Genomic DNA, 23277 nt, shown 5'->3' with positions numbered 1-23277 from the left:
CTCCTTCCGCCGGCCTGCCCGTTCAGGCCTGCCGGTCGATCATGCCGCGGCTGTAGCGGCGGGTGCGTTCGTAGGAGATCAGCTCGCCCTCCTCGTCCAGCGCGACCCGGTAGCTGGCCATCACGCTGGTGCTGTCCGGGATCCGTTCCAGCTCCACCACCTCCACCTGCGCCTCCCACCCGCCCTCGGCCGGCTTGAGCGAGGAGACGGATTCGGGGAGACGCCCCAGGAGCTCCGCGAGCTGGTCGGCCGCGGCGCGCATCGCCGCCGCGGCGCCGGGCCTACCGGAACGGTGGCGGGGTGCGGCGCGCCGGGGCGCTTTTCTCTCCGGAGCTCCGCCCTCACCGACGGCCTGCGACGAGGTGCGTCGGGGGCGTGCTGGTTCCGCTGCGGTCATGGATCCCTCCCTTGGGAAGACCGCCTCACACAACCTAGAATGGCACCATATGTACGTATAAGTCTTGCCGTAGGGGCAGAAGTTTCTCGAGAACCGCCCAGGCTGGACCTCCCGCTCCTCGGTGGGCGGCGTGTCAGCGTAGCCACCGCCCTCGGGTGAGCCGCCAGTTCGTCAGTGCCTTCGTAGGGGATGATCATGGAGGACACCAGCAAGATCGCGTTCGCAGCCGCCCTGGCTGGGGGTTACGTACTCGGCCGAACGAAGAAGGGTCGCCTGGCGTTCACCATGGCGACCTATCTCGCCGGGCGCCGCTTCGGTCTCGAACCGAAGCAACTGCTCAAGGAAGGCGCCGCCCGGCTGAAGGAGATGCCGCAGTTCGCCGACCTCGGTGAGCAGCTGCGAGGCGAAGCCCTCGACGCCGGCCGCCAGGCATTGGCCACGGCGGCCAACCGCAAGCTCACCGACCTCGCCGGCTCCCTCCACGAACGCACCCTTGAACTGTCCCGCGGCGACACGGGCCGCGGCCGGGACAAGGCGGACCACGACGAGGAAGAGGAGCCCTACGAGGACGAGGAGGACGCGGAGAGCTACGCCGAGGACGAGGAAGACGAAGCGGACACCGAGGCCGAGGAAGACGAAGCGGACACCGAGGCCGAGGACGAAGCGGAAGAAGAGGAAGAACCTGAGGAGGAAGAGGCCGAGGAGGGAGAAACCGAGGAGGAGGAAGAAGAAGAGGCACCTCCCCCGCCACCGCGCCGGACCCGCACCCCGGCCGGCACCCGTAACGCCAGGACCTCCGCTACCGCCAAGAAGGCCACAGCGCGTCCCGCCCCTGCGAAGAGGGCGGCGCCCGCCAAGAAAACCGCAGCCGCCAAGCGCGCACCGGCGAAGAAGGCCACGCCCGCCAAGAAGGCCCCGGCAAAAAGCTCCGCGCCCCCCAAGAAGGCGACGGCGAAAAAGGCGGAGAAGGCCCCGGCGAAGAAGACGACGGCGAGGAAGGCCACCGGCAGCCGGGCGGCGTCGAAGAACGCGTCCGCACCCGCCAAGAAGAGCTCCGCCCCCAGGACGGCCGCGTCGAAGCCGACGGCGAAGAAGAGCAGCGGCGCGCCGCGCAAGAAGGCAGCTCAGAGCACGGGACGCAAGGGCGCCGCTTCCAGTGCCTCTGCCAAGAAGACCACCGGCCGCACTCCGGCCCGGAAGACAGCCGCGAAGAAGACCGCGGCCCGCAAGACGGCCACACGGAGGTAGGCCATGGCAACCTCAGACCGCTCGTCGTCGCAGTCCTCCGGGCTGGACAAGCTACTGAAGGAAGCGTCCGGGTACCTCGGCGTCCAGGCCGACCAGCTCGCCGACAAGGTCACGGACAAACTCTCGGATCTCACCGACCAGCTCTACGACGTCGCCGACAACGGCGGCTCCCTGTCCGACGTCGCCGGCATCGGCGGTCGCCTCCTCCAGGGCGATTCCCCTTTGAAGGCCATGGCCGGGCAGAAACTCGGCAGCCTCAAGGACAAGGTGACCGATACCGTCTCGCAGGGCCTCGGTGGCGGCGGCAAGGGCCGCGGTCGCAAAAGCGGCGGCAAGGTGATCAACATCGTCGAGGCGCTCGACATCGGCCTCCCCCTGCGTACGGTCTATGACTTCTGGACCCAGTACGAGGACTTCAGCGGATTCGCCAAGGGCGTCCGCGACGTCTCCCGTGGCGACGAAACGGAGAGCGACTGGAAGGTCAAGGTGGGACCCTCCACGCGGAGCTGGAAAGCAACCGTGCAGGAGCAGATACCCGACGACCGCATCGTATGGACCTCCGAAGGCGCCAAGGGCACCACGCGCGGCTGCGTGAGCTTCCACGAGCTGGCCCCCACACTCACCCGCATCGTCATCGTCGTCGAGTACTACCCGTCCGGGCTCTTCGAGAAGACCGGCAACCTCTGGCGGGCACAGGGCCGCCGTCTGCGCCTCGACCTCAAGAACTTCCTACGCCACACCACCCTCACCACCGACGAGCCGGAAGGCTGGCGTGGCGAGATCCGCGACGGCGAGGTCGTCCGAACCCACGAAGAGGCCCTCGAGGACGAAGAGAACGAGAACCCGGACGAGGAGGAAGGGGAAGACCAGGACGAGTATGCCGACCAGGACGACGGCGCGGAAACGGACGAGGAAGAAGGCGAGTACGCGGACGAGGAGGAGGACGCGGAGTACGCCGGAGAGGACGAGCCAGAGGATGAACCAGAGGACGAACCGGACGAGGAGGACGAGGAGGAGGAAGAGGAGTACGAGCCACCACCGCCCCGGCGGCGCCGACACTCACGCTCCGCGTAACAGCGGCGGCCGACACGCGCCCGCCCGCTCGCATGGCCGTATACGCGTAAAGACCTCGCACGAAGGCCGACGGAACGTCTCCGTCGGCCTTCGGCAGCTGGGCGTCAGTGCTTGAGCGCGTCCTTGGCCTTCTGACCAGCCTGCTTGACGTCACCCACCGCCTGCTCTCCCCGCCCCTTGGCTTCCAGACTCTCGTTTCCCACAGCCCTGCCCGCGGCTTCCTTCACCTTGCCTTTGGTCGTCTTCCCGGCGTTCTTTGCCTTTTTGCCTGCACCCATTGCCTCTCACCTCCGCACTACGGCGAACGTGGGCCTACTCCGGTCGTACCCCCTATGAACATAAACATGCATAACGCGCATAAGGGGTGTAAGGAGGGAGAATGATCCGATGCGGGCGCAATGACATCAGACTTCGAGGATCGGCCCCAGTACCGGTCTCAGCGCGGCCTGGACGACCTGCTCGAACACCACGGTCAGCGCCACGGCTCGTGCACGAAATTGAACGGCACCGCTCCACGTCCGCCGTCAGCTCGACCCCTTGATGACGGCCACTTGCTGGTCGTCCCCGGAGAGGGGCGACCAGCCCCTGCGAGACGCTGCCGTTGCCGGGGGTGGGCGCGAACGGCGACGGTTTCATGGGGTACGTGGGACCCTTCACGGCGATCGACAAGCTGCGCTTGTGACATGCCTGTGACCGGAATTATGGCCTCCGACACACGCGCATGGCCCACTCCCTGGTGAGGTGACCGCATGCGAAGAGCTGCTTCCCTCTTGTCGGCTGTTGGCGTGACCGCCCTCCTGCTCGCCGCTTGCGGTACGGAGCGCGCGGGCGCCGGGGCCTCCGGCGCCCGCCCGTCCGGACCAGTGTTGCGTACACAGGTCGACGATCCCGGCAAGGACGGCGTACGGATCACCTCGCTGGCCCTCCCGTCCGCCTCCCCCGCACCCACCCGCAGCTCTTCCGTCTCCGCGGACAGCCTCGCCACGGACTCAGGGGTTGCTGCTTCCTTTGAGGTCACGAACCAGGGCACCGAGACCCTGACCTACTCGGTCACCATCACCTTCATGAGCAGTGATGGAGGGGCGATGGCCAATCAGACCGCAACCGTGCGCGGCGTCGGCCCAGGGAAAACCGTGAGGGGGACCGCCCGGGCCGGACAACTGCCGTCCTCCGCACCGCGGGTGACACAAGCCAAGGTCCTCAAAGTGACCAAGGTGCCCGCAAGCGAGGCTCCGGCCGAGCCCGGCGCGTGCCCCACCTCCGGGATCCGCGTCAGCGCCGACAACGGAGATGCGGCTATGGGACTACGCGTCGTGGGTCTGCATCTCCACAACTGCGGCACGCGCAGCTACACCGTCGAGGGCTACCCATTGCTGGAACTCCTGGACGGTGACTTCAAAGCCCTTCACGGCATCAAGATCCTCCACGGCAGCAGTGAGATCACCACGGGCGCCGGTCCCGATGAGCAGCCCCGGCCCGTCACGCTCCATCCCGGCGAGTCGGCGACCGCCTCCCTGGTGTGGCGCAACACCACCGAGTCCGGCACGCCAGTGAACGTGCCCCACGTGCGGGTCCGGGCGAAAACAGGTGCCCCTCCGGTGACGGTAACCCTGAACCTCGACCTGGGAACCACCGGAAGGCTCGGCGTCAAACCATGGGCGAAGGCAGAGCGCTAGGTTGCGTGCGCGAGGCGCCGTCGCGCACCAGACGGGAGCCTGGAGACTCACCCGGACCTCGGCGACCCTGCCTGGGGCTTGTTCGGTTCGTGGCCACCCGTTGCGACGGGCGAGCGTACGCCATGCACGGAACCGTCACGGCCGCAGCCATCCCACTGTGGGTACGCGCGCGGGCCGCCCCGGCAGCCTCACCACGATGAGCTGTCAGGCCCGGACAGCACCGGCGACAACGCGGGGAACGATGAGATTGTGAAGCGGCTGGATCGCCTTGAAGTACAGGCGTCCGGCCGGGCGATGGAACCGCACGACCGTCGTGCACACGCCTTCCCGCCCGCCACCAGAGAGGGAGGGACGAACCGCGAAAGAGGTACGGAAGTCCAGGTGCTTGTCATCGTCTCCGCCCAAGACCTCGTCTTCGCTCACGGCCAACAGTCGGAAGGGACCCATCTTGAGGCCGGGCTCGATCCGGATGTCCTGCACCGGGACGCGTTGCTGGGATTGGAGCCCGAAGGGCGTCATCAGCATGTCCCGCAGGGTGAGCAGTCTGTGCACCCACTCGGGAGTCCCGGTGAAGACCATACGAGTGAACTCGATGGCGCTCGTACCCGCGGGGAGATCGACGGCCACCGCATCCACGTGGTCATAGCCGCCGAGACTTGCCACCGCGCTCTCGGCAACGGGCCTCGTGTGTGTACGGACGTGCACATCAGCCATGATCAGGATCCTTCCCCCGTTGGTTCCACCTCTACGCCCGTGATTCTTCACCACCAGAAGAGCAGCGGCTTTCCGGCCCTCGACTCATCGTGGCGGAAGACGACGACCATCAGCCCTTGCTGGCCATGAACCTGGTATTCCAGGCGCCGTCGACGGCGCAGATCGCGTGAGCGCTGCTCCATGAGCTGTCCCGGACCGGCCCACGGTGTTTGTCTCCGCTCCCCCACCCTATCTGCGCGACCGAGCCCTCCAGGTACGCCAGCGTCTTGTCCCCGGCGATGTCCTGGCACAGCTCCAGCACCAGGCGGTGCTCCCGGCGCTTTCTGACCCAGCGACAAAGGGTGGTGTCTGCTGGAGGTAGAAGACCGTTCCTCGGCCTTACCGAAGACAGGCCGGGCATCCTGGCGCTGCTGCTGGGGCTGTGGTTATCTCAAGGTCCGACGGCTAGGGGGTGTCACATGGATGTGGCAGGGAGCATGGCGTTATCCGCCGTCCAGATACTGACCGGTCTGGCGTCAGGGGCGGCCACAGCTGCGGGCAACGAGGCGGGCCGGGCGGTGGGTGACATCGTGCGGGCGCGGCTGGGTACTTCCGAGGAAGGTCGCGCCGCGCTGGATGGGGTAAGCGCCGCCCCCGCGGATCCCTCGGCGGTTCAGGGGTTGCACGAGGCGATCAAGGAAGCGCTGGCCGCCGATCCCGATTTCCGGAGCCGCCTGGCAGTAGTGCTTGCCGGCCCGCCGCCGGACGCGCCGCCTGCGCACGCCGTCAGCCCCCGGTACACCGGCAGCATCATCATCGGGGGCGGCAGCAAGGTACGGAACAGCCAGATCTCGCTGGGCCCGCTGACCATTACCAATACCCGCGCCACCCGCGCATCCCTCACCGGGATCGCCGCCCTGCTGGTCGCGTTACTGGCCCTGGGCCTCTACGGGGGCGTGCAGTTGCTCACTGGTGATGATTCCCCCCACTCGGCGGCCGGAGCGCCGTCTGGCTCGAAGTCCCCTACGGCAACACCCTCCCGGGCGCCCTCCGATACGTCGGATGATGCGGCCCCGATGGTGACTGACGCGGCGAAGGGCCGGCAGATCCTCCCGGACGCAGCGAGCCTGCCGCAGGGCTGGGCTGTCGCGAGCGGCTCGCCGACGACGGAGCGGTGCCGTACCAGCCGCGTCGGCATTTCGAAGGACCGGCAGTCCCACTACATCTGCAAGACGGGCCCGGTCCTCGACCTGCAGTCGGGATACGACCCGGGGCCCGGGGTCGACTACAACAAGGTGTACGTCGAGGTGCTGGCGTACCCCTCGGTGGCCACGGCCGCCGAGGGCTTTGTGGGAGTGGAGGCGGAAAACGCTGACAGCAACGAGGCGAAGCAGGTGACGCCCGTGACGCTGCCGTCCTACGGTGACGAGTTGTCGGCCGTCACCATGAACGCCACCGTGCCCGGCAGCGGTTTGCACATATCACAGGGACTCGCGGTGGTCCGCTGCGAGAGCATCGTGGTGCGGGTCATCATCTCTGACGACAACGGCAGCACCGTCGACCTCGCCGCGCTCAACGCCTTCACCCGGACGGTGACCGCCCGGGCGCAACAGGCGCTGGACAACAAGACGCCCACCGCCGCCGTCGACCTGTAGAGACCTACCCGAGCCGCATCGTGGCTGCACGGATACACAACGTGGTCGCATGATTGCACCGCCGCCAGGTCTTCCGCCGCAACTGCTCCGCTACCTCACCGACGCCGGGGTCCGCCAGCGGGGGACGGCGGCGACGACCAAGGTGGGGGCGTACAAGGCGAAGCTGGGCCCCACCGCCTCGGCGACGGTACGACCCTGAAAGTGATGGTGCTGGACCGAGCCTTGGCCTGCCCAACTGGCCATGTCAGTGACCTGATCTTCTGGCCGCCGGGACGGGAACTCTCGGCCGACGAGGTGATCGACAAGACCCTGGCGTATCGACCGATCGCCTCGCGAGACCAATGGTTGGCACTGCGCTCGGGATTCTTGATTACCTCGAATCAGCTGGGTGCCGCTCACGAACGACGAGGGCGGCATGTGTGGACCCAAGGTTGCGGCCAAGTGATTGTCACCTAATTTGAACTGGATCTGGCCTTCCTGCGCGACCAACTCCCGCGACTGGGCCACCAGTTCTTCCTAAGACCCCTGAGCGGAGTCAGAACTGACCTACCGGTGGAGCCGGTTGTCATCGTCACAGCCACTCACGCCTACTCACGAAGCGAACTGCGGACATTGCTTGTTGAGCGTCTCCCAACCGGCTTCGCTCACAGGCAGTTTGGAGTAGGGAGTCCACTGGGCGCCACCTGCGAGGTAGGCGCTCAGTGACGGCGGCCGTCCAGGATTCCATCCGCCTTTGACGAGACACCGGTGACTGCTCAGGGCCGCCGCATACATACCCCGCAGAATTGCGTCATTGGGGCCTTCGGGATATGTAACCTTTGACTTGCATATCCGTTGGGCGGATGCGGCCTTTTCGGTATCGTTTCCCGTCGTTGGGAAATCGACAGAGAACTCTTTCACGCTGACTCCGCGCAGGCCACGCGACCGCAGGCAGGCGGCGTATTCGTTCTTGTAGGCCGTCATACGATTCCAGTACTGCTTGAAAGCGTATCTGTCGGCATCCGAGATGGCGCGTTCGTCCGTAGTCTCCGCACCTCTTGGCGGCGATGGTTTTTGATCACAGCCGCCAAGAGTGATGAGCAACAAGCAGGAAGTCAGCGCAACAGAGCTCTTCGATTCCAGCCGGAGGATAACAAACACCCCAACCTGCGCTCAGAGGTCATTGGCGTCCGCAGCCCAGCTCGCTGGGAAACGAACGCCAACAGTAGTTCAACGAGCAAACGCCCTATACTGCTCAGGGGACCTCAGAAATAGCAGTATCCGAAGGCGTTGACGATGATTCCGGGGCCGCCCGCGTCATAGGCATTTACCGACCAGTTGCCGTAGAAACTCGCCGACTGTGTACGGTGCACCCCCAGGAAGGGGGAGATGTACGTTTTGGTGACCTCGACAGCATGGACAGTCACAACCCCGCTGGACTTGTCTTCGACACCTACCCGTCGCCCGTGGTAGCAGGTGGTGTTGCCACTTTTACTTTGATCCGCCGAAGCCGTCTCGGCGTTGACGGTCAGTGACGTCATCGCTATCGCCAGCATCGCGAGGATGGTGAGTGGCCTGCTGACCCTGGAAACTTCTACTGACTGGCTCATACAGTTTCTCCCCTTGCTCGTACAGATGCCGCTCATTCTTGCCTATCGCGGAAGTCGAGAATTTCAAGAGGGGGTCTGGCAGATCCGCACCTCCCCGGTGCTTATGCTGCGTGCGGTCGCACGTACTGAACCCGGTCCGACAAATTCCGGGGATTGATGTGGTCGCTGCTGCGCTTGCCGAACGGCCAAAAATCTAATGGCCGCTGGGCGGGCACGTCAACCGAAGTGGATGATTTCAAGCAATTCGGCTTCACCTAGGTTGACAGAGGTCCCGGGGCGGTAGTACAGGGCCCGCGCCACTCCGTGTCAGGCACCGGGCGAAACCGGCCATGGGCGGTGAGAGTCATCCCAGTTCTCCGTCGTCCGTATCTGAGCGCTCGACTTCCGGCGGTCCCTGAACCAGGGCCGCTTCCGCCAGCTCAGACGGTGTCGGCAAACGATCGAATGACGACAGGCGCCACACCCGTCCCATGAACCCGCGCTTTCCGGGGCCCGACGGTGGCGCCGACCAATCAGATTCGATGACGGCTCTCCGCGACGTTCCGCCATGCCCTCCGAGGAACTCGGGACCATCTCGACAGCGCTGTTCCGCTTCAAGGGGCCCTTCGGCGCGCACTGGGAGGACATCTCGGCGGGGGCCATCCTGGTCATCGTCCCGACGCTGCTGGTCTTCCTCTTCCTCCAGCGCTACCTCTACAACGGCTTCGCCAAGGGTGCCGGAAAGTGAACCCCACGCGCACCGTAAGCGCTCCTCAAGCGGCCTCCACCCCGGTGTCCACAGACTGAGCGGCGGCGCCGCGCGCAGGACGAGAGCGGCGAGGACCACGAACATCGGTGCGCTGCTCCTGGCCCCGCGCCCCTTTCAGGCGGCGGCTTCACACTCGAAAGCCTCGGGGCCCCGGCGGAGGAACTCGGCCTCCCCACCGGTCCGTCGTTCCGGACCCCAAGTTCGCCACCGCCCCGGGAAGTACGACGTGCGCTTCCCGCCCGACCACCAGTGGCACACCCGATGACGGCATCCGGGGCCCCTGCCGCGTGACTGACCGCCGCGCCGACCGACGTGCCCGCGCTTGCGGCGGACCTCGGGGGTCTCGGGTCGGAACGTGCCCTTGAGTCGAACGGGCACAGAAGTCGAGTGCGGCCCCGGGCGTGCGAAAGGCCGGTTCTCCCACCCGCTGAGGGTGGAAGAACCGGCCTTCTCTTGCTGGTTGAGCGGGGATCAGCAGGGGAGGGTGGTGTGACCCGCAGTGCCGGTGGCACCCGTGGTGCCGTCAGCGGTGAACGTGGCAGCGGTCCCGGTGCCGCCGGGCTTGCCCGCACACACGGGGCTGGCAGCGCCGCCGGCGCCGCCCGTACCGCCCTTGTGGCCGCCGCCTGCCGTGGCGGCGCCGCCGTTGCCGCCCGCACCGCCCGTGATACCGGTCCCGGCGTCACCGACTCCGCCTACGCCACCCTTGCCACCGGTGCCGTTGAGTGTGGCCACGCCACCGAACCCGCCGGTGCCGCCATTGCCGTTGGCCCCGCCGGCGCCACCCGCGCCGCCGGCCCCGCCGACGCTCGCGAGGCCGTTGGCGTTGCCGCCGCCGCCTCCGTTGCCGCCGTTGCCGTTGGCGCCTGCCGCGCCGCCGGTCCCGCCCAGGCCGCCGATCCCACCGTTGCTCCCCACGCCGTTGGCTCCGTTGCCGCCGGGCAGCCCCAGGGCGCTGAGGCCGGTGTGGGTACGGGCGGTGCCCGCGTTGGTCTGCGCCGTCGCGGAAGAGAGGACCGGGGTAGCGGCAAGGCCGGCTACGGCGAACGCGGCGACGAAAAGGCTTCGGGGGATGGAGATGGTGCGCATGGAGCGCATGAGGTACGCCTTTCGGTTGTACAGCCGAAGAAATTCTCCGACTGACACCGCTGAGCCTAGGCGGGAGTTATAAATATTGCATACCAAATAATGATCAAATGTCTCGAAATGGTGAAATCGACAAAATAATGGCTCATTTCACTCACGGCCGCAGTCTCCGCGCCGAGGTGGCGCCGGGATATGGGCTGTGACCGAGGCGCGCGCCAATGGCAACGGGATGATCTTGGAACCCGCGCGCCGGGCCCGTCCCGTATGTCATGGGAACGCCCGCGCTGTTCTGCTAGCGGCAGAACACCGGCCGGACCGGGCTCGACGATCACTACAGTCCAGTCTCATGACGAAGATTACGACGCGTACGGTCGAGTACCCGGCCGACGGCTTGACGATGATCGGGCACCTCGCACTCCCAGCCGGTGTCGACCGCCGGCCCGCGGTGCTGCTCGGACCAGAGGGCACGGGGCTCAGCGACGTCGAGCGCCGCAGGGCCGACGCTCTCGCCGAACTGGGTTACGTAGCGCTGGCCTTCGACCTGCACGGCGGACACTACTTGAGTGACCCCGAGGAGATGCTGGCCCGTTGCATGCCGCTGCTCGCCGACCCCGACCGGATGCGAGGCATCGGCCACGCGGCACTCGACGTGTTGCGCGCCGAACCGCGGACCGACCCCGACCGGATAGCCGCCATCGGCTACGGCACCGGGGGCGCGGTCGGACTGGAACTCGGGCGCGACGGCGTCGACCTGCGCGCGATCGGGACAGTCAACGCAACTATCACGGGCCGGCCGGGCGAGGCGGCGCGTATTCGCTGCCCGGTGTGGGCGGGGGTCGGGTCGGAAGACCCGATCATGTCGCCCGCGCAACGTAGCGCGTTCACCGCCGAGATGCAGGCTGCGGGCGTCGACTGGCGTCTGACGGTCTACGGCGGCGCCTTGCACGCCTTCCACCACCCGACGGTCGACCACACCGTGCGTCCTGGCGTCGGCTACCACCCACAGCACGCGCAGCGCGCCTGGCGCGACGTCGTCGACCTGCTCACCGAGTGCCTGCCCCTGACGGAGGACTTGGGGGCATGTCCCGGGCAACACACGCATGACGTGGACGGCGTCGGCTGATCTCGCCGAGGATCTGGCCCGGGTTCGGCCTGGGTTTCCTGTCCTGTCTCGGACTCACCCCGTAGTCGTCGGCAGGCTGAACCCGTCGAACAGGTCGTCCAGGGCGCGTCGTGCGGTGCGGGCCGGGGTGGCGCGGACGGCGAGGTCGCGGGCGGCCGTCGCGACGGGGTGGGTGAGGGCGGCGATACGGCCGGCGCGGCGGGAGCGGAGGCGGATGGCGTCGGTGCGGGTGCGCCGGGCCGCACTGTAGGCGGCCAGGGCGGCGGGTATGTCGGTCCCGTCCAGCAGGTGTGCGAGGACGACCGCGTCCTCGACGGCCTGGCAGCCGCCCTGGCCGAGGTTGGGGGTCATGGCGTGGGCGGCGTCGCCGAGCCAGGCGATCCGGCCGTGGTGGTAACGGGGGAGCGGGGCGGCCAGGTCGTGCAGGTCGTGCTGGAGTACAGCCGCCGGGTCGATCCGTTGCAGCAGCGCCGGTACGGGGGCGTGCCAGGTGCCGTAGCGGCGCAGGAGTTCGGCGCGGATGTCGGCCGGCTCATATCCCTCGGGAACGACGGCGGTGGCGTAGAGGTAGACCCGGCCGTCCGAGAGCGGGACCACTCCGAAGCGCTCGCCGCGGCCCCAGGTCTCGGCGGCGGCCAGGCCCGGGAGGCCGTCGCCGGGCAGTACGGTGCGCCAGGCGGTCTCGCCGCTGTAGTGCAGTCCGGGGTGGTCGGGGAAGTACTGGCGGCGCAGCGCGCTGCGGATGCCATCGGCGGCGAGCGCGACGTCGGCGCTGAGGTCGCCGGACGAGGTGCGGACGACCGGGCCGCCCTCACCGTCGTCGATGCCGCTGACGGCGGTGCCGTAACGGATCGCGCCGTGCGGGAGCGCGGTGGCCAGGGCGGCCGCGAGGGCCGGGCGGTACACGGCGAGCGGGGGGTGGCCGTAACGGGCCGCCATCGTCGCCGTGTCGGCGCGGCTCAGCCAGTCGCCGCCGGGGCGCCGCAGGCCCATCGCGGCGGGTACGGCGTGACCCGCGGCCCGGGTGGCGTCGAAGCCGATGGCGTCGAAGGCGCGCAGGGCGTTGGGGGCGAGGACGATGCCGGCGCCGACGGCGGACGGTTCGGGCGCCCGCTCGCACACGGTTACCCGCCAGCCGCGCCGGTGCAGCGCGACCGCCGCCGTCAGTCCGCCGATGCCCGCACCCGCTACGACCGCGTGACGTGGAGTGTTCGTCATGGCACGTTCCCCCTCACCTGTTCGACGCCCGGATCCTCTACAGCCGTAGAGGCGATGGCGGCACTCTACAGCTATAGAGTGCTGCCATGTCCACCACTGATCGCAGAACTCTTCTCGCGGACACCGCGATCGACCTCGTGGCCGCCGCCGGGCTGCGCGGTCTGACCCACCGGGCGGTCGATGCCGCGGCGGGGCTGCCGGCGGGCAGTACCTCGTACTACTTCCGTACGAGGACGGCGCTGATCGGCGCCTGCTACCAGCGGCTCGCCGAGCTCGACCTCGGCGACTTCGAGGGCAACGGCCCCCCTCCGGCGCCGGACCGCGACGCGGTGGCGGCGGCGATCGCCGCCCTGCTGCACCGGTGGCTGACCACGGGGCGCGTGCGGCAGCTGGCCCGCTTCGAACTGAGTCTTGAGGCGGCCCGGCGGCCCGAGCTGGCTCCGGAACTCCACAGGGCGGGCCTGGGCGCACGAGCCCGGGCGGCCGCCTTGCTCGCCGGGCTGGGGGCGGAACGCCCCGAGGAGTCCGCGGAGCTGTTGGTGGGCTGGGCCGACGGCCTCCTCTACGACCGCCTGGCAGGAGCCCTCGCCCACTCCCGCCCGGCCCCGGACCTGGCCGAACTGACGGGGGTGGCGCGGCGGATGCTGGACGCTGCGCTGGCGTAGTGCGCTGGCGGGCAGGTTGCTGGCCGGTCGGCGCGCGGGAGGAACGCCGACCGGGGCCGGACCGGTTTGTCAGTCCTGAGGCAGATCTCCCGGAGGTGGCCCAGAACGGCCGCGGGAAACCATCCACTGCCGCGGAAAGCCCCGCTGAGGCCGGGACGGACGCATGGTCGGCTACACCGAACCCCCTCCGACGCCGAAGTCGGCCCCGAAGTGGCCTCCAGCTACGCCGCGTCCTCTTCTCTCCACCGGCACGACCGCGACACCCAGCCCGCCGGTCTCCACCAGCAAGGCCCCCGGGTGAAGCCGTCCGACCCCCCCCACCATCGAGCCCCAGCGCGTGGGGCAGAGGTAGCCCGCCCCCAGCGGGCGTCGCATCGACAGCCCTCAGCGGGTGGTCCGATCTCGCTTCGCAGGGGGAAAGGATTGATGGCGGGCGCCGGGTAGCCACCGGTCAGCGACCATGTCTGAGCCGATCGATCCAACGGCCAACCCCTCTTCGGGACCTGCGTGGACGCGGCTCAAGGGGGCGACGCTCCCCTGTTCTCTCCTGATCCGCACCACCGGGGCTTCGCCCCCAGTGGTCGTCAGGCGAGAGGATCGGCACGTTGCGTTCTGCCTGAGCTCGGATCTCAACGTGAGATGCGTGGGCCGTGATACGGAACGCCTCCTCGTATGAGGCCAGGGACGCGCTCATGGCCCCGCCTGCGAGACCCCGGCGGCGGATACGTGAGGCCAGCCACGCAAAGAAGCCCAGCACTGCGGCAAGAACGCCACTCAAGATCAGGAACGGTAAGAGCGCATCCATGGAGCGAGCCTACTTCGCTGATCCTTGACACCCTCCTGATCCCAGCCGTGACTCCCGGCGCGGAGGGTGGGGCCGCCCGTGTCGGCCGGTGAATGCCAGCGCATGCTCGACGCTGATGCGGTCACTGGAGTGGTCGTGGCGGTCGTGGTCCCAATGCTCGACTCTGCCGGGCAGGGCTCCGGGCGGTGGGTTTCGGGGTGGCGTGACGGCCTGGCCGGGATGGTCGCGGCCCAGGCCCAGGACGCGTGAGCGACCAACATTTCGGCCGTTCTGGACAACACCAGACCCCTCGGACCGACGGATCAGCCTGTACGAGCTGTGGGCGGCAGGGTTCGGGATGCCGTCTTCAGGGAGGGAGCACGCGTCTGGGACCGGCGTCGCAGTCAGGGCACGCGATCTTGGTACGACCGCGGTGGGTTCTGCGACCACTGTTAGCGTGCCGTCCATGATCAAGGACGGCCTGGCAGGCCGAATAGGCCGGATGGCGGGGGACAGCGGGCCGGAGCGGGTGCTGGTCGCCGCCAGCTTCGTCAACCGGGTCGGCAATGGTCTGTTCAACGCGGCCTCGGCGCTCTATTTCACCTTGGTCGTGGGCCTGCCCGCGGCGCAGGTCGGTGCCGCGCTCACCATCGCCGGAGTGATCGGCTTGTGCGCGGGGATACCTGGAGGGCAGCTCGCCGACCGGCGCGGCGCGCGCACCATCGTGATGCCGGCCCTCTCGGTCCAGGCGGTGTCGATGGCGGCCCTCGTCCTCGTCGAAAGTTGGGCCGCGCTCACGATCATCGCGACGGTCGACCAGATCGCCGCGGCGGCTGGTGGGGCGGCCTGGGGTGCTCTGGTGGTCCGGGTCGGGGGTGATCGCCCGGCCGTGTTCCGGGCGAAGTTGCGCACCTTCGTCAATCTGGGCGTCGTCCTGGGAACGGTGGGCGCCGGGCTGGCGCTGGCCGCGGACACCCGTGGCGCCTACATCACGCTGATCCTCGGCAACGCGGCGAGCTTCGCCCTGTGCGCGGTGCTTCTGCTCCTGCTGCCCCGCTATCCGGTGCTGTCGGCACCGCCCCAGCAGCGTCGCCGGCTCGCTTTCGCGGACCGTCCGTTCCTGACGTTCACCGCCCTCTACGGGGCTATGGGACTGCAGTACCCGGTGGTCTCGCTGCTCCTGCCGATCTGGATCTCCGAGCACACCGAGGCGCCGCGCTGGACAGTGGCAGCGCTGTTCGCCGTCAATTCCGCCTTCTGCGTGCTGATGCAGACCAGGATCGGCTCCCGTATCGAGACCCCGCACGACGGCGGCCGGGCATTTCGCACCGCGGGGCTGCTCTTCCTCGTCAGCTGCCCGATGATGGCGCTGACGGCGTACGCCCCTGTCTGGGCGGCGGCGGGACTGGTCCTGGCAGCGATCTTCGTCCATAGCCTGGGAGAGGTCTGGGAGTCCTCGGCGGGCTTCGCTTTGGGTTTCGGTCTTGCCCCCAACCATGCCCAGGGTCAGTACCAAGGTGTTCTCGGCCTCGGCTTCAGCACGGGCCAGGCTCTTGCCCCCGCGATCCTCACCACGGTGGTGCTTGGCCTTGGCACGGCGGGCTGGCTGCTGTTGGCGTTGTTCTTCGCGGCGCTGGGTGCTGCCGGCCCATCTCTCGCCCGCTGGGGCATGCGGACCCGGCTGCAGCCGGGCGTTGCTGCGGAAGCGACAGGGTGACCGGGGAGCAGGTGCCGGGATCCCCGCCGCTTCCGCGAGTACCCGACCCATGGACTCGGTCTTGAACCCAGGCGTACAACCCGTACCTGGACGTCGACTTCAGTTTGCCGCGCCAGGTCCTCAGGGTCGATGACGTGGCCCTCCTCCTGGGATCGCCACCCGCATCACGTGCCGGAACCGGGACTCGATCAGGCCGAAGTCGATGACGTTGCGGCCCGGCCCCCGAACAGGGCGTCGAGGCGCACGTACTCGGTCCGCTTCGTGGGCCGGTCCCTTTGCACCACCGAGACCCGGCTTCCCCTCAGACAACGCCCGTAGGGGGCACGGGATCGACGGGTGCGGGCTGCTGCGCGGCCGCGCCGGACAGGACGGCCCGGTGGGCGCGGCCCAGTTCGCGGGCGTGGGCGGTGTCCACGCGGCGCAGCAGGAAGAGGCCGGCCAGCGAGATCACGCTCGGTCCGGAGAGCAGCGCGGCCAGCCAGGGTGCGCCGTGCACGCCGACGAGGACCGCTCCCGTCAGCATGCCGGCTGCGAGGACGAATCCCGCCACCAGACCGCCGAGGTAGAGGGCGTGTGCCCGGCGGTCCTTGTCGTCCAGCGCCTTCAGCCTCGCCTGCTCCATGCGCCACTCGTGCTCCCGGGCGAGTTCCGGTTCGATCGCCTTCAGGGCGATCTCCAGGTGTTCCGGCGGCAGCTGGGCCCACCGCAGAACGATGTCGAGCCCGCTCGACCGTGCGGTGGAAGGTGACGGTCCCTGGCTCATTGCGTGTTTCCTCCACCACCGTGGACTACGGGTTCCCTGTCGTGGGAGAAGCCCTCGGGGGGCGGGCCCAGGGCCTTGAACACGCGCTCCAGGACGGCTTCCACGGAGCCCACGGCCGCCGCGGTCTCCGGTCGGTCACCCAACGCCATCAGGTCGAGGGGCCCGCGGTGCTGGGAGCGCTCTCGGGAGTGCCCTGGGGGCCGCTCCGTCTCGGTCGCGCTCTCCCCCGCCGGGATCCGCAGCCGCACCCGGGGCCTGTACGACCATCGCGTGCGGCTGGTAAGCCCGCGAAAGCGCACTCGCCGCAGCCCCCCGCCAAGAGGAGTCGTGCTCTTGCGTACCACCCAGGTGCGGGCGGCCCTGTCGTGCCAGCCCTGGCGCCTGGGGTAGGCGGCCAGGGGCCATACGCACGACACGAGGAAACCGACGACCGAAATGTTCAGGACGAAACGCAGCAGGTAGCGGCACACCGACCGGGTGAAGCCCGGCGGCGTCATGGTCTCGACGTCGACTACCGCAAGCGCGCACAGCCACTTGCCCGGGGTGCGCCCCCACTTGGCCGTGGGCAGCACTTCGTAGAGGACTCCAGCGACCAGGGCAACCGCGACGATCGCCCCCAATCGGGCGCCGGTCGTGCCGTCCATCGACCAGACCGGCGTGCACGCGCTTACGACAATGGCGGACTTCAGCAGCCCGTCCACGGCCCGCGCGGCGACCCGCCGCCCATAGGGCGCCGGCGTCGCGCCCGCGCCCACGGGGGCGAGGGGGCTCTGATGGGGTGGTTTCCACGGCACCGGAGGCGGAACCGCGCCCACCGCGGGCGGCGTCACGAGGGGATATGGCCCGCGGTCACGCGACGCCGGTCGGCTGGTGCCCGGCCGCCACGCGCGGCCGTCCCAGTACAGGACGTGCCCGGGAATGGCCGGGTCGGGGTAATAGCCAGGCAAAGGACCCTCGGACGCCGAGGTGTCCGGCGTGCCGTGCTCGGACATGTGCCCCTCCCCCTCCCTCGGCCACCGCGTGGGTAACGCCCGCAGGCCACGCTGCCAGGAGGCCGTGTCCGGGAAGGGCGCCTCGCGCTCGTCCCACTCCAACGAGTGAGCCGGCCCCACGGATGCCGCGACGGTGGCCGGGGCCGGCGCGGGCTCGTTGGACAAGGCAGGTCGGTTCACCGTGCGGTTGACGATGTGGTTGCTGCGTCAGCCCGTTGAACGCAGAAGGGGCAGCAGTTGCTGCCCCCCCCCCGGCCCTCTCCGTTCTCCAGACGTGGGTGGAGCGCTCAGGGTCCGCGCCGCAGGCCGGGCCGGGCGTCGCAATGACAGGCTCCACCGGTGCGGGGACAGGGACCGTATGTCGGCGTCCAATGTCGAAGAAGCAGCCCTGCAGCCGCCTGGAGGCCCTCCATGACACGCGTTGGTGGAGCGCCCCCCACGGCATGGCCGCCCTGACCATGCTGGCCCGATCATCGGCACGACGCTGCTCACCTTCGCGTCGCTGCTCTTCCGCCTGGAATGGCCCGGCGTCCTGCTGTGGACCCTGGCCGCGCTTGCTGCGCTGCCCCGACTGGTCGCGTGATCTTGCACGTGCTGCTCTCACGGACCCCTCTGGCGGCGCGACGGCTCAGCGGGGGGACTGCGAGCCTGCCGGCTCGGCCCACGACATGCGGCACGCGACGCGGAAGTGACCTTCCCGAGTGCGCTGCACGTCCAGTGCGTGGTCCGCGTCGCAACCCGGTGGGCTCGGGTCCGGCATGCAGGCGGATCCCTGGTACCGGATGCAGGTGGCGGGCAGCCAGGCAGGCCGCTCCGCGCCGGGGTGCTCGATGCAGTCGGTGACGGCCAGGGTCATCCCGCCCGAATCGGCCTGGATCCACAGCCGGTACCGGGGCCGCTCGCTGTGTTCGACGAGGTAGCGGGCAGCGGCCGTCGCCGTGTCCGCCAGCCGCCGGACCAGGGAGGTGGGGACCGCCATCGCGGTGAGCAGGCTGCCCGCAGCCTCTCCCAGCAGGGTGTGGGTACGTTCGGCGCGTTCGGCCTCCACTGCGAGCGACACGTGGAGGAGTGAACTCCGAGAGGTGTCCGACGTGCGCGCGAGTGTGGAGGAGGACTGGACGGGGCGCGGCATGGGGTGCCTTCCGCAGCGGGAAAGGTGAACGGCGGCGGGAGGCGAGGCCGGTCCGGCGCCACACCTGCCGCTGCTGTACGACATCAGCATGGGCCGGGGTCCAGGGCGTGCCAGAGAAAGTACGTCATGGGACTGCGTTGTGCGTAGTGCCTCCTCGGCCATCTCCGCGCGACCAGGGGAATGTGCGCACGTTTACGTCAGTTGGGGGCAGACCGACGCACCTCGACCACTCCCGTCTCGTACGCCGCAATCACGGCCTGGGCGCGGTCGCGGACGCCGAGTTTGCCGAAGAGGCCGGTGATGTGGTTCTTGACGGTGGAGGCGCTGACACCCATCGCGTCGGCGATCTCCGCATTGTCGAGGCCCGTGGACATCAACCGCCACACCTCCGCCTCGCGCGGCGTCAGGCCGCCGACCTGAGCCGGGGGCGGCCCGGGACGTTCCGGGGCCCTGACGTAGGTGGAGATCAGCCGGGTCAGCAGCCGGGGCGCGACGGCCGCCTCGCCGGTGTGCACCACCCCTACCGCCGCCACCAGCTCCTCCGGCGAGATGTCCTTCGGCAGAAACCCGCAGGCCCCGGCGCGCAGCGCGGCCACCACGTACTCGTCCAGGTCGAAGGTGCTCAGCGCCAGCACCCGGCAGCCGGGCAGTTCGCGCGCGAGACGGCCAGTGGCGGCGACACCGTCGAGCACCGGCATACGGATGTCCATCACCACGACGTCGGGGCGCAGCCGGTGGGCGAGGGCCACCGCCTCCTCGCCGTCACCCGCCTCGCCCACCACCTCGAAGGCCGGGTCGGGCGCGAGGATGAGGGCGAGCCCGCGCCGTACGAGCGGCTGGTCGTCCGCGATCAGCACCCTGATGGGCTTCGGTTCCCTCGCGTCGTGTGCCCTCGCGTTCATCGTGGCGCTCCCTCGTCAGCCGTCAGCGGCAGCCGGGCGGTCACCCGGAACCCCGCCCCGTCCAGGGGACCGGCCTGGAACGTCCCGCCGTGCAGCGCGGCCCGCTCCCCCATCCCCACCAGTCCGTAACCGGAACCCGACGCGGTTCCCGCTCGCGCGAGTCCCGCGTCGGCGCCGGCTCCGTCGTCCCGGACCTCCACCACCACGCCATCCGGCTCGTAGACCAGCCGCACCCGCGCCCGCGCCTCGCCCGCGTACTTACGGGCGTTGGTCAGCGACTCCTGCACGATCCGGAAGACGGTCAGGCCCACGCTCGGCGGCAGCGGGCGCTCGTTGCCCCGTACGTCCAGCGCGGTGGGGAGCCCGGCCCGGCACGACTCGGCGACGATCCGCTCCAGGTCCGCGATGCCGGGCTGCGGAGCGGTCGGCTCGTCCTCCGCCTCGTCCCCGGCCCGCAGTACGTCGAGGAGCTGGCGCATCTCGCGCAGGGCCATGCGCCCGGAACCCTCCAGTTCGACCAGCGCCTGCCTGGCCACCTCCGGATCCCGGGCGAGGTTGGCCCGGGCTCCCCCGGCCATCAGCTGCATGGTGGTGATGTGGTGCGCCACGATGTCGTGCAACTCGCGGGCGATGCGCCGCCGTTCGGCGGCCACCGCCCGGTCCGCGAGCAGTCGGCGGTTGGCCGTGATGTCGCGCTGCCAGCGGTTCATCACGGCCGCCGCGATGATCACGACGACCGCGGCGAGCACATTGGCCACGATCTCCATCAGTGACAGACGCGGCCACTTCGTCCAGCCCACCAGCGCCACCACCGCGCCCGCCGCCGACGCCGCTGCCACAAGCATGCCCTTGAGCCGTACGACGGTGTAGAGCGCGACGACCACGGCGGCGCCGAAATGCTGGGGCGTCGGCACGGTCAGATTCATGGCGAGGCCCAGCAGGAGCACCGCCGCGAGCACCGGCACCGGGGCGCGACGCCGTGCAAGCAGCGGCAGCGCCGCCGCCACCACCAGCAGGCATCCGCCCACCGGCACCTCACCCTGCTCCGCCTGGCTGGCGAAGGTGAAGCTGACCAGGTCCATGACCCCGGCGCCGACCGCGACCAGGCCGTCGTTGCGTGTCCAGGGCAGCCCGTCGCCGCCCTGCCGGGTCGCCGGGGCCCAGGGGCCGGGTGGCATCGTCACCATGGCGGTTGTCGATTCTGTGAGTGGCGGTGCCGGCCGCCGACGGTGTGCCGCGGCCCTCGTTCCATGATCCCAGTCTCGCATCGGGTACCGGGCCCACATCCGGCCCAGGGTCCGGGCCCACTCTGGGAGCACGGTCCCAGGCACCGCCCGCACCCACCCCAAACTCCCAGCACACTTCTCCTCCCGTGCTCGGACGACCGCGCCCCGGCGCGCTGATGTGCTGGTCAACAGCGCCGAAAGGACCGCGACCCCATCAGGGACCGCATCCCGCCCGCCGGCCGCGCCCCACTCTTCACCGGAGGACAAAGTGATCCGCGCCCTGACCGGGTTCTCCACCCGCAACCCCTGGAAGGTCATCCTCGCCTGGTCGGTGGTGGGCCTCTTCCTCGCCCTGCTCGGCCAGTCGCTGCTCTTCCGCGTCACCCAGAGCCAGAGCGGGGACTTCCTGCCCGCCACCTACGACTCGGCGGCCGCGCTCAAGGTCGCCGAGGAGAAGTTCGGCGCCAAGCCCGACGCCAACGCGATGACCGTGCTCGTCGCCCGGACGGACGGCAGGCCCTTGACCGGGGCCGACGAGCGGCGCATCGGTCACGTCGCCGAGGAGCTGGGCCGACGCCACGTCCAGATGCCCGAACCCGGCGGGGACGGACCCGCGTTCCTGGCCAAGGACTACTCGCAGTCACCCCGCGTGAGCCCCGCCATGGTCGCTCCCGACCGCGGCTTCGAGCTGCTCTCCGTACAGCTGACCGGCAATGCCACGGACCCCGGCATGCACGACCTCTACCGGGCCTTCCGAGACGACGTGAAGCGCGGGTTCGCCGGTATCCAGATGCGTACCGGGTTCACCGGCGGACTCGCCGAACTCGTCGACACCACGGAGGCGGAGAAGACCACCGGCGACGTGGTCAGCGCCCTCATGGTCGGTCTGATCGTGCTGATCAACATTCTGGTGTTCCGCAGTGTGCTAGCCGCTTTCCTCCCCCTGCTGGCGGTCGCCATCATCAGTGGCGCGGCACTGGGCACGGTCGTGTGCACCGCGCTGGTCACCGGTATTGACCTCGACACCTCCACGCCGAACCTGATCGGCGTGGTCCTGATCGGCATCGGGGTCGACTACTTCCTCTTCCTCCTATTCCGTTTCCGCGAACAGCTGCGGGCCCGTCCCGACCTGCCCGCCCGTGCCGTGGCCGCGGATGTCACCAGCAAGGTCGGTACGGCGATCACCTCGGCGGCGCTGACCATCGTCGCCGCCTTCGCCACCCTCGGGATCGCGACCTTCGGCCAGTTCCGCGTCCTGGGCCCAGCCATCGCGGTATCGGTGCTCGTCATGCTGCTGGCCGCGCTGACCTTCATGCCCGCGCTGCTCGCCGTCAGCGGGCGCAGGATGTTCTGGCCGTCCCGCTCGTTGCGGCACGAGCCCAGGCCGGGCGTCGCGGGGCACATCGGTGACCTGGTCGCCCGGCGCCCGCTCACCCTGGTGATGGCCTCGGTCGCGCTGCTGGGTGCTCTTGCGGCCGGGGCCGTCGGCGTCCGTATGGACTTCGACCAGACGGGCGGCGACAAGGACACTCCAGCCGCGGCCACCGCCGCCGAGATCAACCGCGCACTGCCCGCCGGGGTGTCGGACCCGACCATCGTCTACGTCACGGCGGCCCCGGGCCGCACGCTCACCCCTGGGAGCGTCGACGCCCTGCCCCGGGCCCTCGCCAAGGTCCAAGGGGTCGGAGAGGTCGGCAGGACCGTCCTCAACGAGGACCGCTCGGCGGCCCGCATCGACGTCTACCTCACCGCCGACACCCAGAGCCGAGAGGCACGCGACTTCGTCTCCGGGCCCGTCCGCGAGGCGGTCGCCCTCCACACGCCGGCCGGTATGCAGGCTCATGTCGGCGGTACGGCGGCGATCTTCGCGGATATCTCCACGGCGGTCGACCACGACCTCAAGACGGTGTTCCCGGTCGCCGCGGGCCTGATCGCCCTCATCCTGATCGTCCTGCTGCGGAGCCTGCTGGCCCCGGCCGTCCTGATGATCGCCGTGGGGCTCGGCTTCGCCGCGACGCTGGGTGCTTCCGCGCTCTTCTTCCAGCAGCTGCTCGACAAGCCGGGCGTGAACTTCGTGCTGCCGCTGGTGCTGTTCCTCTTCGTGGTCGCGCTCGGCACCGACTACAACATCCTCATCAGCGACCGTATCCGCGAGGAGATGGAGCGCCCGGGGGCCGCTCGGACCGCCGTCGCCCGCGCCGTCCGCCACACCGCTCCCGCCATCGCCACCGCCGGTGTGGTCCTCGCCGCCTCCTTCGGCAGCCTCGCAGTGAACGCGGCACCCGCCACCCAGCAGATCGGCTTCGCGACCGGACTCGGCATCCTGCTCTCCGCCTTCGTCCTCTCCATCGCGCTGGTGCCCGCGCTCGCCGTACTCCTCGGCCGGGGCATCTGGTGGCCGGTCCGTCCGGGCCGCGGCAGGAGCCGCCGCCGAGCCGAGCCGAGGGAAGGCGGCACCCCCGACGAGACCTTCCCCCGCGCGCATGAAGCCTTGCAGTCAGGGGTGCACAACGAGTAGGTCGCGGTGCGCCATGTGTCATGGTGCAAGGCGCAAGGCGCATGGCGCATTCTTCAGCAGTGGTTGACATA

The 23277-nt window shown here is 69.5% G+C and carries 24 protein-coding genes and 2 pseudogenes; 13 read left to right on the top strand and 13 right to left on the bottom strand.

Annotated elements, in window-relative coordinates:
* Positions 1-22: 22 nt before the first annotated feature.
* Complete coding sequence (locus tag ACZ4MU_RS10195; RefSeq protein WP_467873480.1) at positions 23-397, bottom strand: gas vesicle protein GvpO; 375 nt, start codon at positions 395-397, stop codon at positions 23-25.
* Between the two features lie 195 nt (positions 398-592).
* Here ACZ4MU_RS10195 and ACZ4MU_RS10190 point away from each other — a divergent pair, with 195 nt between their 5' ends.
* Positions 593-1645, top strand: coding sequence for a histone protein (locus ACZ4MU_RS10190; protein ID WP_467873478.1), 1053 nt, complete (start codon positions 593-595; stop codon positions 1643-1645).
* 3 nt (positions 1646-1648) lie between these two features.
* A complete protein-coding gene (locus ACZ4MU_RS10185) occupies positions 1649-2719 on the top strand; it encodes an SRPBCC family protein (RefSeq protein WP_467873476.1) in 1071 nt (356 codons plus the stop codon).
* 104 nt (positions 2720-2823) lie between these two features.
* Here ACZ4MU_RS10185 and ACZ4MU_RS10180 read toward each other — a convergent pair whose 3' ends face one another.
* A complete protein-coding gene (locus ACZ4MU_RS10180; protein WP_467873473.1) occupies positions 2824-2997 on the bottom strand; it encodes a CsbD family protein in 174 nt (57 codons plus the stop codon).
* A 471-nt stretch (positions 2998-3468) separates the two neighbouring features.
* Here ACZ4MU_RS10180 and ACZ4MU_RS10175 point away from each other — a divergent pair, with 471 nt between their 5' ends.
* The gene (locus ACZ4MU_RS10175; protein WP_467873470.1) at positions 3469-4395 is read left to right on the top strand and encodes a DUF4232 domain-containing protein; all 927 of its coding nucleotides are present in this window, start codon (positions 3469-3471) and stop codon (positions 4393-4395) included.
* 204 nt (positions 4396-4599) lie between these two features.
* Here the strand turns inward: ACZ4MU_RS10175 and ACZ4MU_RS10170 are convergent, their stop codons facing one another.
* The gene (locus tag ACZ4MU_RS10170; protein ID WP_467873467.1) at positions 4600-5109 is read right to left on the bottom strand and encodes a DUF2867 domain-containing protein; all 510 of its coding nucleotides are present in this window, start codon (positions 5107-5109) and stop codon (positions 4600-4602) included.
* A gap of 47 nt (positions 5110-5156) precedes the next feature.
* Positions 5157-5291 carry a hypothetical protein gene (locus tag ACZ4MU_RS10165; protein WP_467873464.1) on the bottom strand — a complete coding sequence of 45 codons (135 nt, stop codon included), beginning with the start codon at positions 5289-5291 and terminating at the stop codon, positions 5157-5159.
* Positions 5292-5585: 294 nt separating this feature from the next.
* Here ACZ4MU_RS10165 and ACZ4MU_RS10160 point away from each other — a divergent pair, with 294 nt between their 5' ends.
* From ACZ4MU_RS10160 to ACZ4MU_RS10150, 3 genes and pseudogenes are all read left to right on the top strand, one after another.
* Entirely contained in the window at positions 5586-6743 is a 1158-nt protein-coding gene (locus ACZ4MU_RS10160; RefSeq protein ID WP_467873461.1) for a hypothetical protein, read from the top strand.
* Positions 6744-6792: 49 nt separating this feature from the next.
* Complete coding sequence (locus ACZ4MU_RS10155; protein WP_467873459.1) at positions 6793-6942, top strand: hypothetical protein; 150 nt, start codon at positions 6793-6795, stop codon at positions 6940-6942.
* A gap of 11 nt (positions 6943-6953) precedes the next feature.
* Positions 6954-7073 (top strand): annotated as a pseudogene (locus ACZ4MU_RS10150) (e9imm peptide); the annotation flags it as partial.
* 261 nt (positions 7074-7334) lie between these two features.
* Here the strand turns inward: ACZ4MU_RS10150 and ACZ4MU_RS10145 are convergent.
* Together ACZ4MU_RS10145 and ACZ4MU_RS10140 are read right to left on the bottom strand one after the other, a co-directional pair.
* Entirely contained in the window at positions 7335-7829 is a 495-nt protein-coding gene (locus ACZ4MU_RS10145) for a hypothetical protein (RefSeq protein WP_467873456.1), read from the bottom strand.
* 158 nt (positions 7830-7987) lie between these two features.
* Complete coding sequence (locus tag ACZ4MU_RS10140) at positions 7988-8332, bottom strand: hypothetical protein (protein ID WP_467873453.1); 345 nt, start codon at positions 8330-8332, stop codon at positions 7988-7990.
* Between the two features lie 547 nt (positions 8333-8879).
* Here ACZ4MU_RS10140 and ACZ4MU_RS10135 point away from each other — a divergent pair.
* Positions 8880-9059 (top strand): annotated as a pseudogene (locus ACZ4MU_RS10135) (carbohydrate ABC transporter permease); the annotation flags it as partial.
* A gap of 492 nt (positions 9060-9551) precedes the next feature.
* On the opposite strand, the gene ACZ4MU_RS10130 reads toward ACZ4MU_RS10135, so the two are convergent.
* Entirely contained in the window at positions 9552-10178 is a 627-nt protein-coding gene (locus ACZ4MU_RS10130) for a hypothetical protein (RefSeq protein WP_467873450.1), read from the bottom strand.
* 334 nt (positions 10179-10512) lie between these two features.
* Here ACZ4MU_RS10130 and ACZ4MU_RS10125 point away from each other — a divergent pair, with 334 nt between their 5' ends.
* Positions 10513-11289, top strand: a complete 777-nt coding sequence (locus ACZ4MU_RS10125; RefSeq protein ID WP_467873447.1) for a dienelactone hydrolase family protein — start codon at positions 10513-10515, stop codon at positions 11287-11289.
* Positions 11290-11343: 54 nt separating this feature from the next.
* Here ACZ4MU_RS10125 and ACZ4MU_RS10120 read toward each other — a convergent pair whose 3' ends face one another.
* A complete protein-coding gene (locus tag ACZ4MU_RS10120) occupies positions 11344-12507 on the bottom strand; it encodes an FAD-dependent monooxygenase (RefSeq protein WP_467873444.1) in 1164 nt (387 codons plus the stop codon).
* An 86-nt stretch (positions 12508-12593) separates the two neighbouring features.
* On the opposite strand from ACZ4MU_RS10120, the gene ACZ4MU_RS10115 reads away from it, so the two are divergent.
* The 3 genes from ACZ4MU_RS10115 (at position 12594) to ACZ4MU_RS10105 (ending at position 15673) form a co-directional block, all read left to right on the top strand.
* Positions 12594-13172 (top strand): TetR/AcrR family transcriptional regulator, encoded by a 579-nt coding sequence (locus ACZ4MU_RS10115; RefSeq protein WP_467873441.1) that lies wholly within the window; start codon positions 12594-12596, stop codon positions 13170-13172.
* A 907-nt stretch (positions 13173-14079) separates the two neighbouring features.
* Positions 14080-14226: a hypothetical protein gene (locus tag ACZ4MU_RS10110; protein WP_467873438.1), complete on the top strand. Its 147-nt coding sequence runs from the start codon at positions 14080-14082 to the stop codon at positions 14224-14226.
* A gap of 196 nt (positions 14227-14422) precedes the next feature.
* Positions 14423-15673, top strand: a complete 1251-nt coding sequence (locus ACZ4MU_RS10105) for an MFS transporter (RefSeq protein ID WP_467873435.1) — start codon at positions 14423-14425, stop codon at positions 15671-15673.
* A 301-nt stretch (positions 15674-15974) separates the two neighbouring features.
* On the opposite strand, the gene ACZ4MU_RS10100 is transcribed toward ACZ4MU_RS10105, so the two are convergent.
* On the bottom strand, positions 15975-16436 hold the full coding sequence (locus ACZ4MU_RS10100; RefSeq protein WP_467873432.1) for a hypothetical protein: 462 nt from the start codon (positions 16434-16436) through the stop codon (positions 15975-15977).
* On the bottom strand, positions 16433-17428 hold the full coding sequence (locus ACZ4MU_RS10095; RefSeq protein WP_467873429.1) for an RDD family protein: 996 nt from the start codon (positions 17426-17428) through the stop codon (positions 16433-16435). The genes ACZ4MU_RS10100 and ACZ4MU_RS10095 overlap by 4 nt, the downstream gene beginning before the upstream one ends.
* A gap of 421 nt (positions 17429-17849) precedes the next feature.
* On the opposite strand from ACZ4MU_RS10095, the gene ACZ4MU_RS10090 reads away from it, so the two are divergent.
* Positions 17850-18011 (top strand): hypothetical protein, encoded by a 162-nt coding sequence (locus ACZ4MU_RS10090; protein WP_467873426.1) that lies wholly within the window; start codon positions 17850-17852, stop codon positions 18009-18011.
* Positions 18012-18056: 45 nt separating this feature from the next.
* On the opposite strand, the gene ACZ4MU_RS10085 is transcribed toward ACZ4MU_RS10090, so the two are convergent.
* From ACZ4MU_RS10085 to ACZ4MU_RS10075, 3 genes are all read right to left on the bottom strand, one after another.
* Positions 18057-18488, bottom strand: a complete 432-nt coding sequence (locus tag ACZ4MU_RS10085) for a hypothetical protein (RefSeq protein WP_467873424.1) — start codon at positions 18486-18488, stop codon at positions 18057-18059.
* Positions 18489-18757: 269 nt separating this feature from the next.
* The gene (locus ACZ4MU_RS10080; protein WP_467873422.1) at positions 18758-19462 is read right to left on the bottom strand and encodes a response regulator; all 705 of its coding nucleotides are present in this window, start codon (positions 19460-19462) and stop codon (positions 18758-18760) included.
* Positions 19459-20649: a sensor histidine kinase gene (locus ACZ4MU_RS10075; RefSeq protein ID WP_467873418.1), complete on the bottom strand. Its 1191-nt coding sequence runs from the start codon at positions 20647-20649 to the stop codon at positions 19459-19461. The genes ACZ4MU_RS10080 and ACZ4MU_RS10075 overlap by 4 nt, the downstream gene beginning before the upstream one ends.
* Positions 20650-20956: 307 nt before the next feature.
* Between ACZ4MU_RS10075 and ACZ4MU_RS10070 the strand changes: the two genes are divergently transcribed.
* Positions 20957-23206 (top strand): MMPL family transporter, encoded by a 2250-nt coding sequence (locus ACZ4MU_RS10070; protein WP_467873415.1) that lies wholly within the window; start codon positions 20957-20959, stop codon positions 23204-23206.
* Positions 23207-23277 lie beyond the last annotated feature (71 nt).

The organism is Streptomyces sp. NPDC026377, assembly GCF_055567715.1.
This window is presented reverse-complemented; position numbering and strand designations above follow the sequence as displayed.

Excerpts from the sequence above, each read along its gene's own strand:
- ACZ4MU_RS10195 (WP_467873480.1), bottom strand. The coding sequence starts at position 397 with ATGACCGCAGCGGAACCAGCACGCCCCCGACGCACCTCGTCGCAGGCC.
- ACZ4MU_RS10190 (WP_467873478.1), top strand. The coding sequence starts at position 593 with ATGGAGGACACCAGCAAGATCGCGTTCGCAGCCGCCCTGGCTGGGGGT.
- ACZ4MU_RS10185 (WP_467873476.1), top strand. The coding sequence starts at position 1,649 with ATGGCAACCTCAGACCGCTCGTCGTCGCAGTCCTCCGGGCTGGACAAG.
- ACZ4MU_RS10180 (WP_467873473.1), bottom strand. The coding sequence starts at position 2,997 with ATGGGTGCAGGCAAAAAGGCAAAGAACGCCGGGAAGACGACCAAAGGC.
- ACZ4MU_RS10175 (WP_467873470.1), top strand. The coding sequence starts at position 3,469 with ATGCGAAGAGCTGCTTCCCTCTTGTCGGCTGTTGGCGTGACCGCCCTC.
- ACZ4MU_RS10170 (WP_467873467.1), bottom strand. The coding sequence starts at position 5,109 with ATGGCTGATGTGCACGTCCGTACACACACGAGGCCCGTTGCCGAGAGC.
- ACZ4MU_RS10165 (WP_467873464.1), bottom strand. The coding sequence starts at position 5,291 with ATGGAGCAGCGCTCACGCGATCTGCGCCGTCGACGGCGCCTGGAATAC.
- ACZ4MU_RS10160 (WP_467873461.1), top strand. The coding sequence starts at position 5,586 with ATGGCGTTATCCGCCGTCCAGATACTGACCGGTCTGGCGTCAGGGGCG.
- ACZ4MU_RS10155 (WP_467873459.1), top strand. The coding sequence starts at position 6,793 with ATGATTGCACCGCCGCCAGGTCTTCCGCCGCAACTGCTCCGCTACCTC.
- ACZ4MU_RS10140 (WP_467873453.1), bottom strand. The coding sequence starts at position 8,332 with ATGAGCCAGTCAGTAGAAGTTTCCAGGGTCAGCAGGCCACTCACCATC.
- ACZ4MU_RS10130 (WP_467873450.1), bottom strand. The coding sequence starts at position 10,178 with ATGCGCTCCATGCGCACCATCTCCATCCCCCGAAGCCTTTTCGTCGCC.
- ACZ4MU_RS10125 (WP_467873447.1), top strand. The coding sequence starts at position 10,513 with ATGACGAAGATTACGACGCGTACGGTCGAGTACCCGGCCGACGGCTTG.
- ACZ4MU_RS10120 (WP_467873444.1), bottom strand. The coding sequence starts at position 12,507 with ATGACGAACACTCCACGTCACGCGGTCGTAGCGGGTGCGGGCATCGGC.
- ACZ4MU_RS10115 (WP_467873441.1), top strand. The coding sequence starts at position 12,594 with ATGTCCACCACTGATCGCAGAACTCTTCTCGCGGACACCGCGATCGAC.
- ACZ4MU_RS10110 (WP_467873438.1), top strand. The coding sequence starts at position 14,080 with ATGCTCGACGCTGATGCGGTCACTGGAGTGGTCGTGGCGGTCGTGGTC.
- ACZ4MU_RS10105 (WP_467873435.1), top strand. The coding sequence starts at position 14,423 with ATGATCAAGGACGGCCTGGCAGGCCGAATAGGCCGGATGGCGGGGGAC.
- ACZ4MU_RS10100 (WP_467873432.1), bottom strand. The coding sequence starts at position 16,436 with ATGAGCCAGGGACCGTCACCTTCCACCGCACGGTCGAGCGGGCTCGAC.
- ACZ4MU_RS10095 (WP_467873429.1), bottom strand. The coding sequence starts at position 17,428 with ATGTCCGAGCACGGCACGCCGGACACCTCGGCGTCCGAGGGTCCTTTG.
- ACZ4MU_RS10080 (WP_467873422.1), bottom strand. The coding sequence starts at position 19,462 with ATGAACGCGAGGGCACACGACGCGAGGGAACCGAAGCCCATCAGGGTG.
- ACZ4MU_RS10075 (WP_467873418.1), bottom strand. The coding sequence starts at position 20,649 with ATGGTGACGATGCCACCCGGCCCCTGGGCCCCGGCGACCCGGCAGGGC.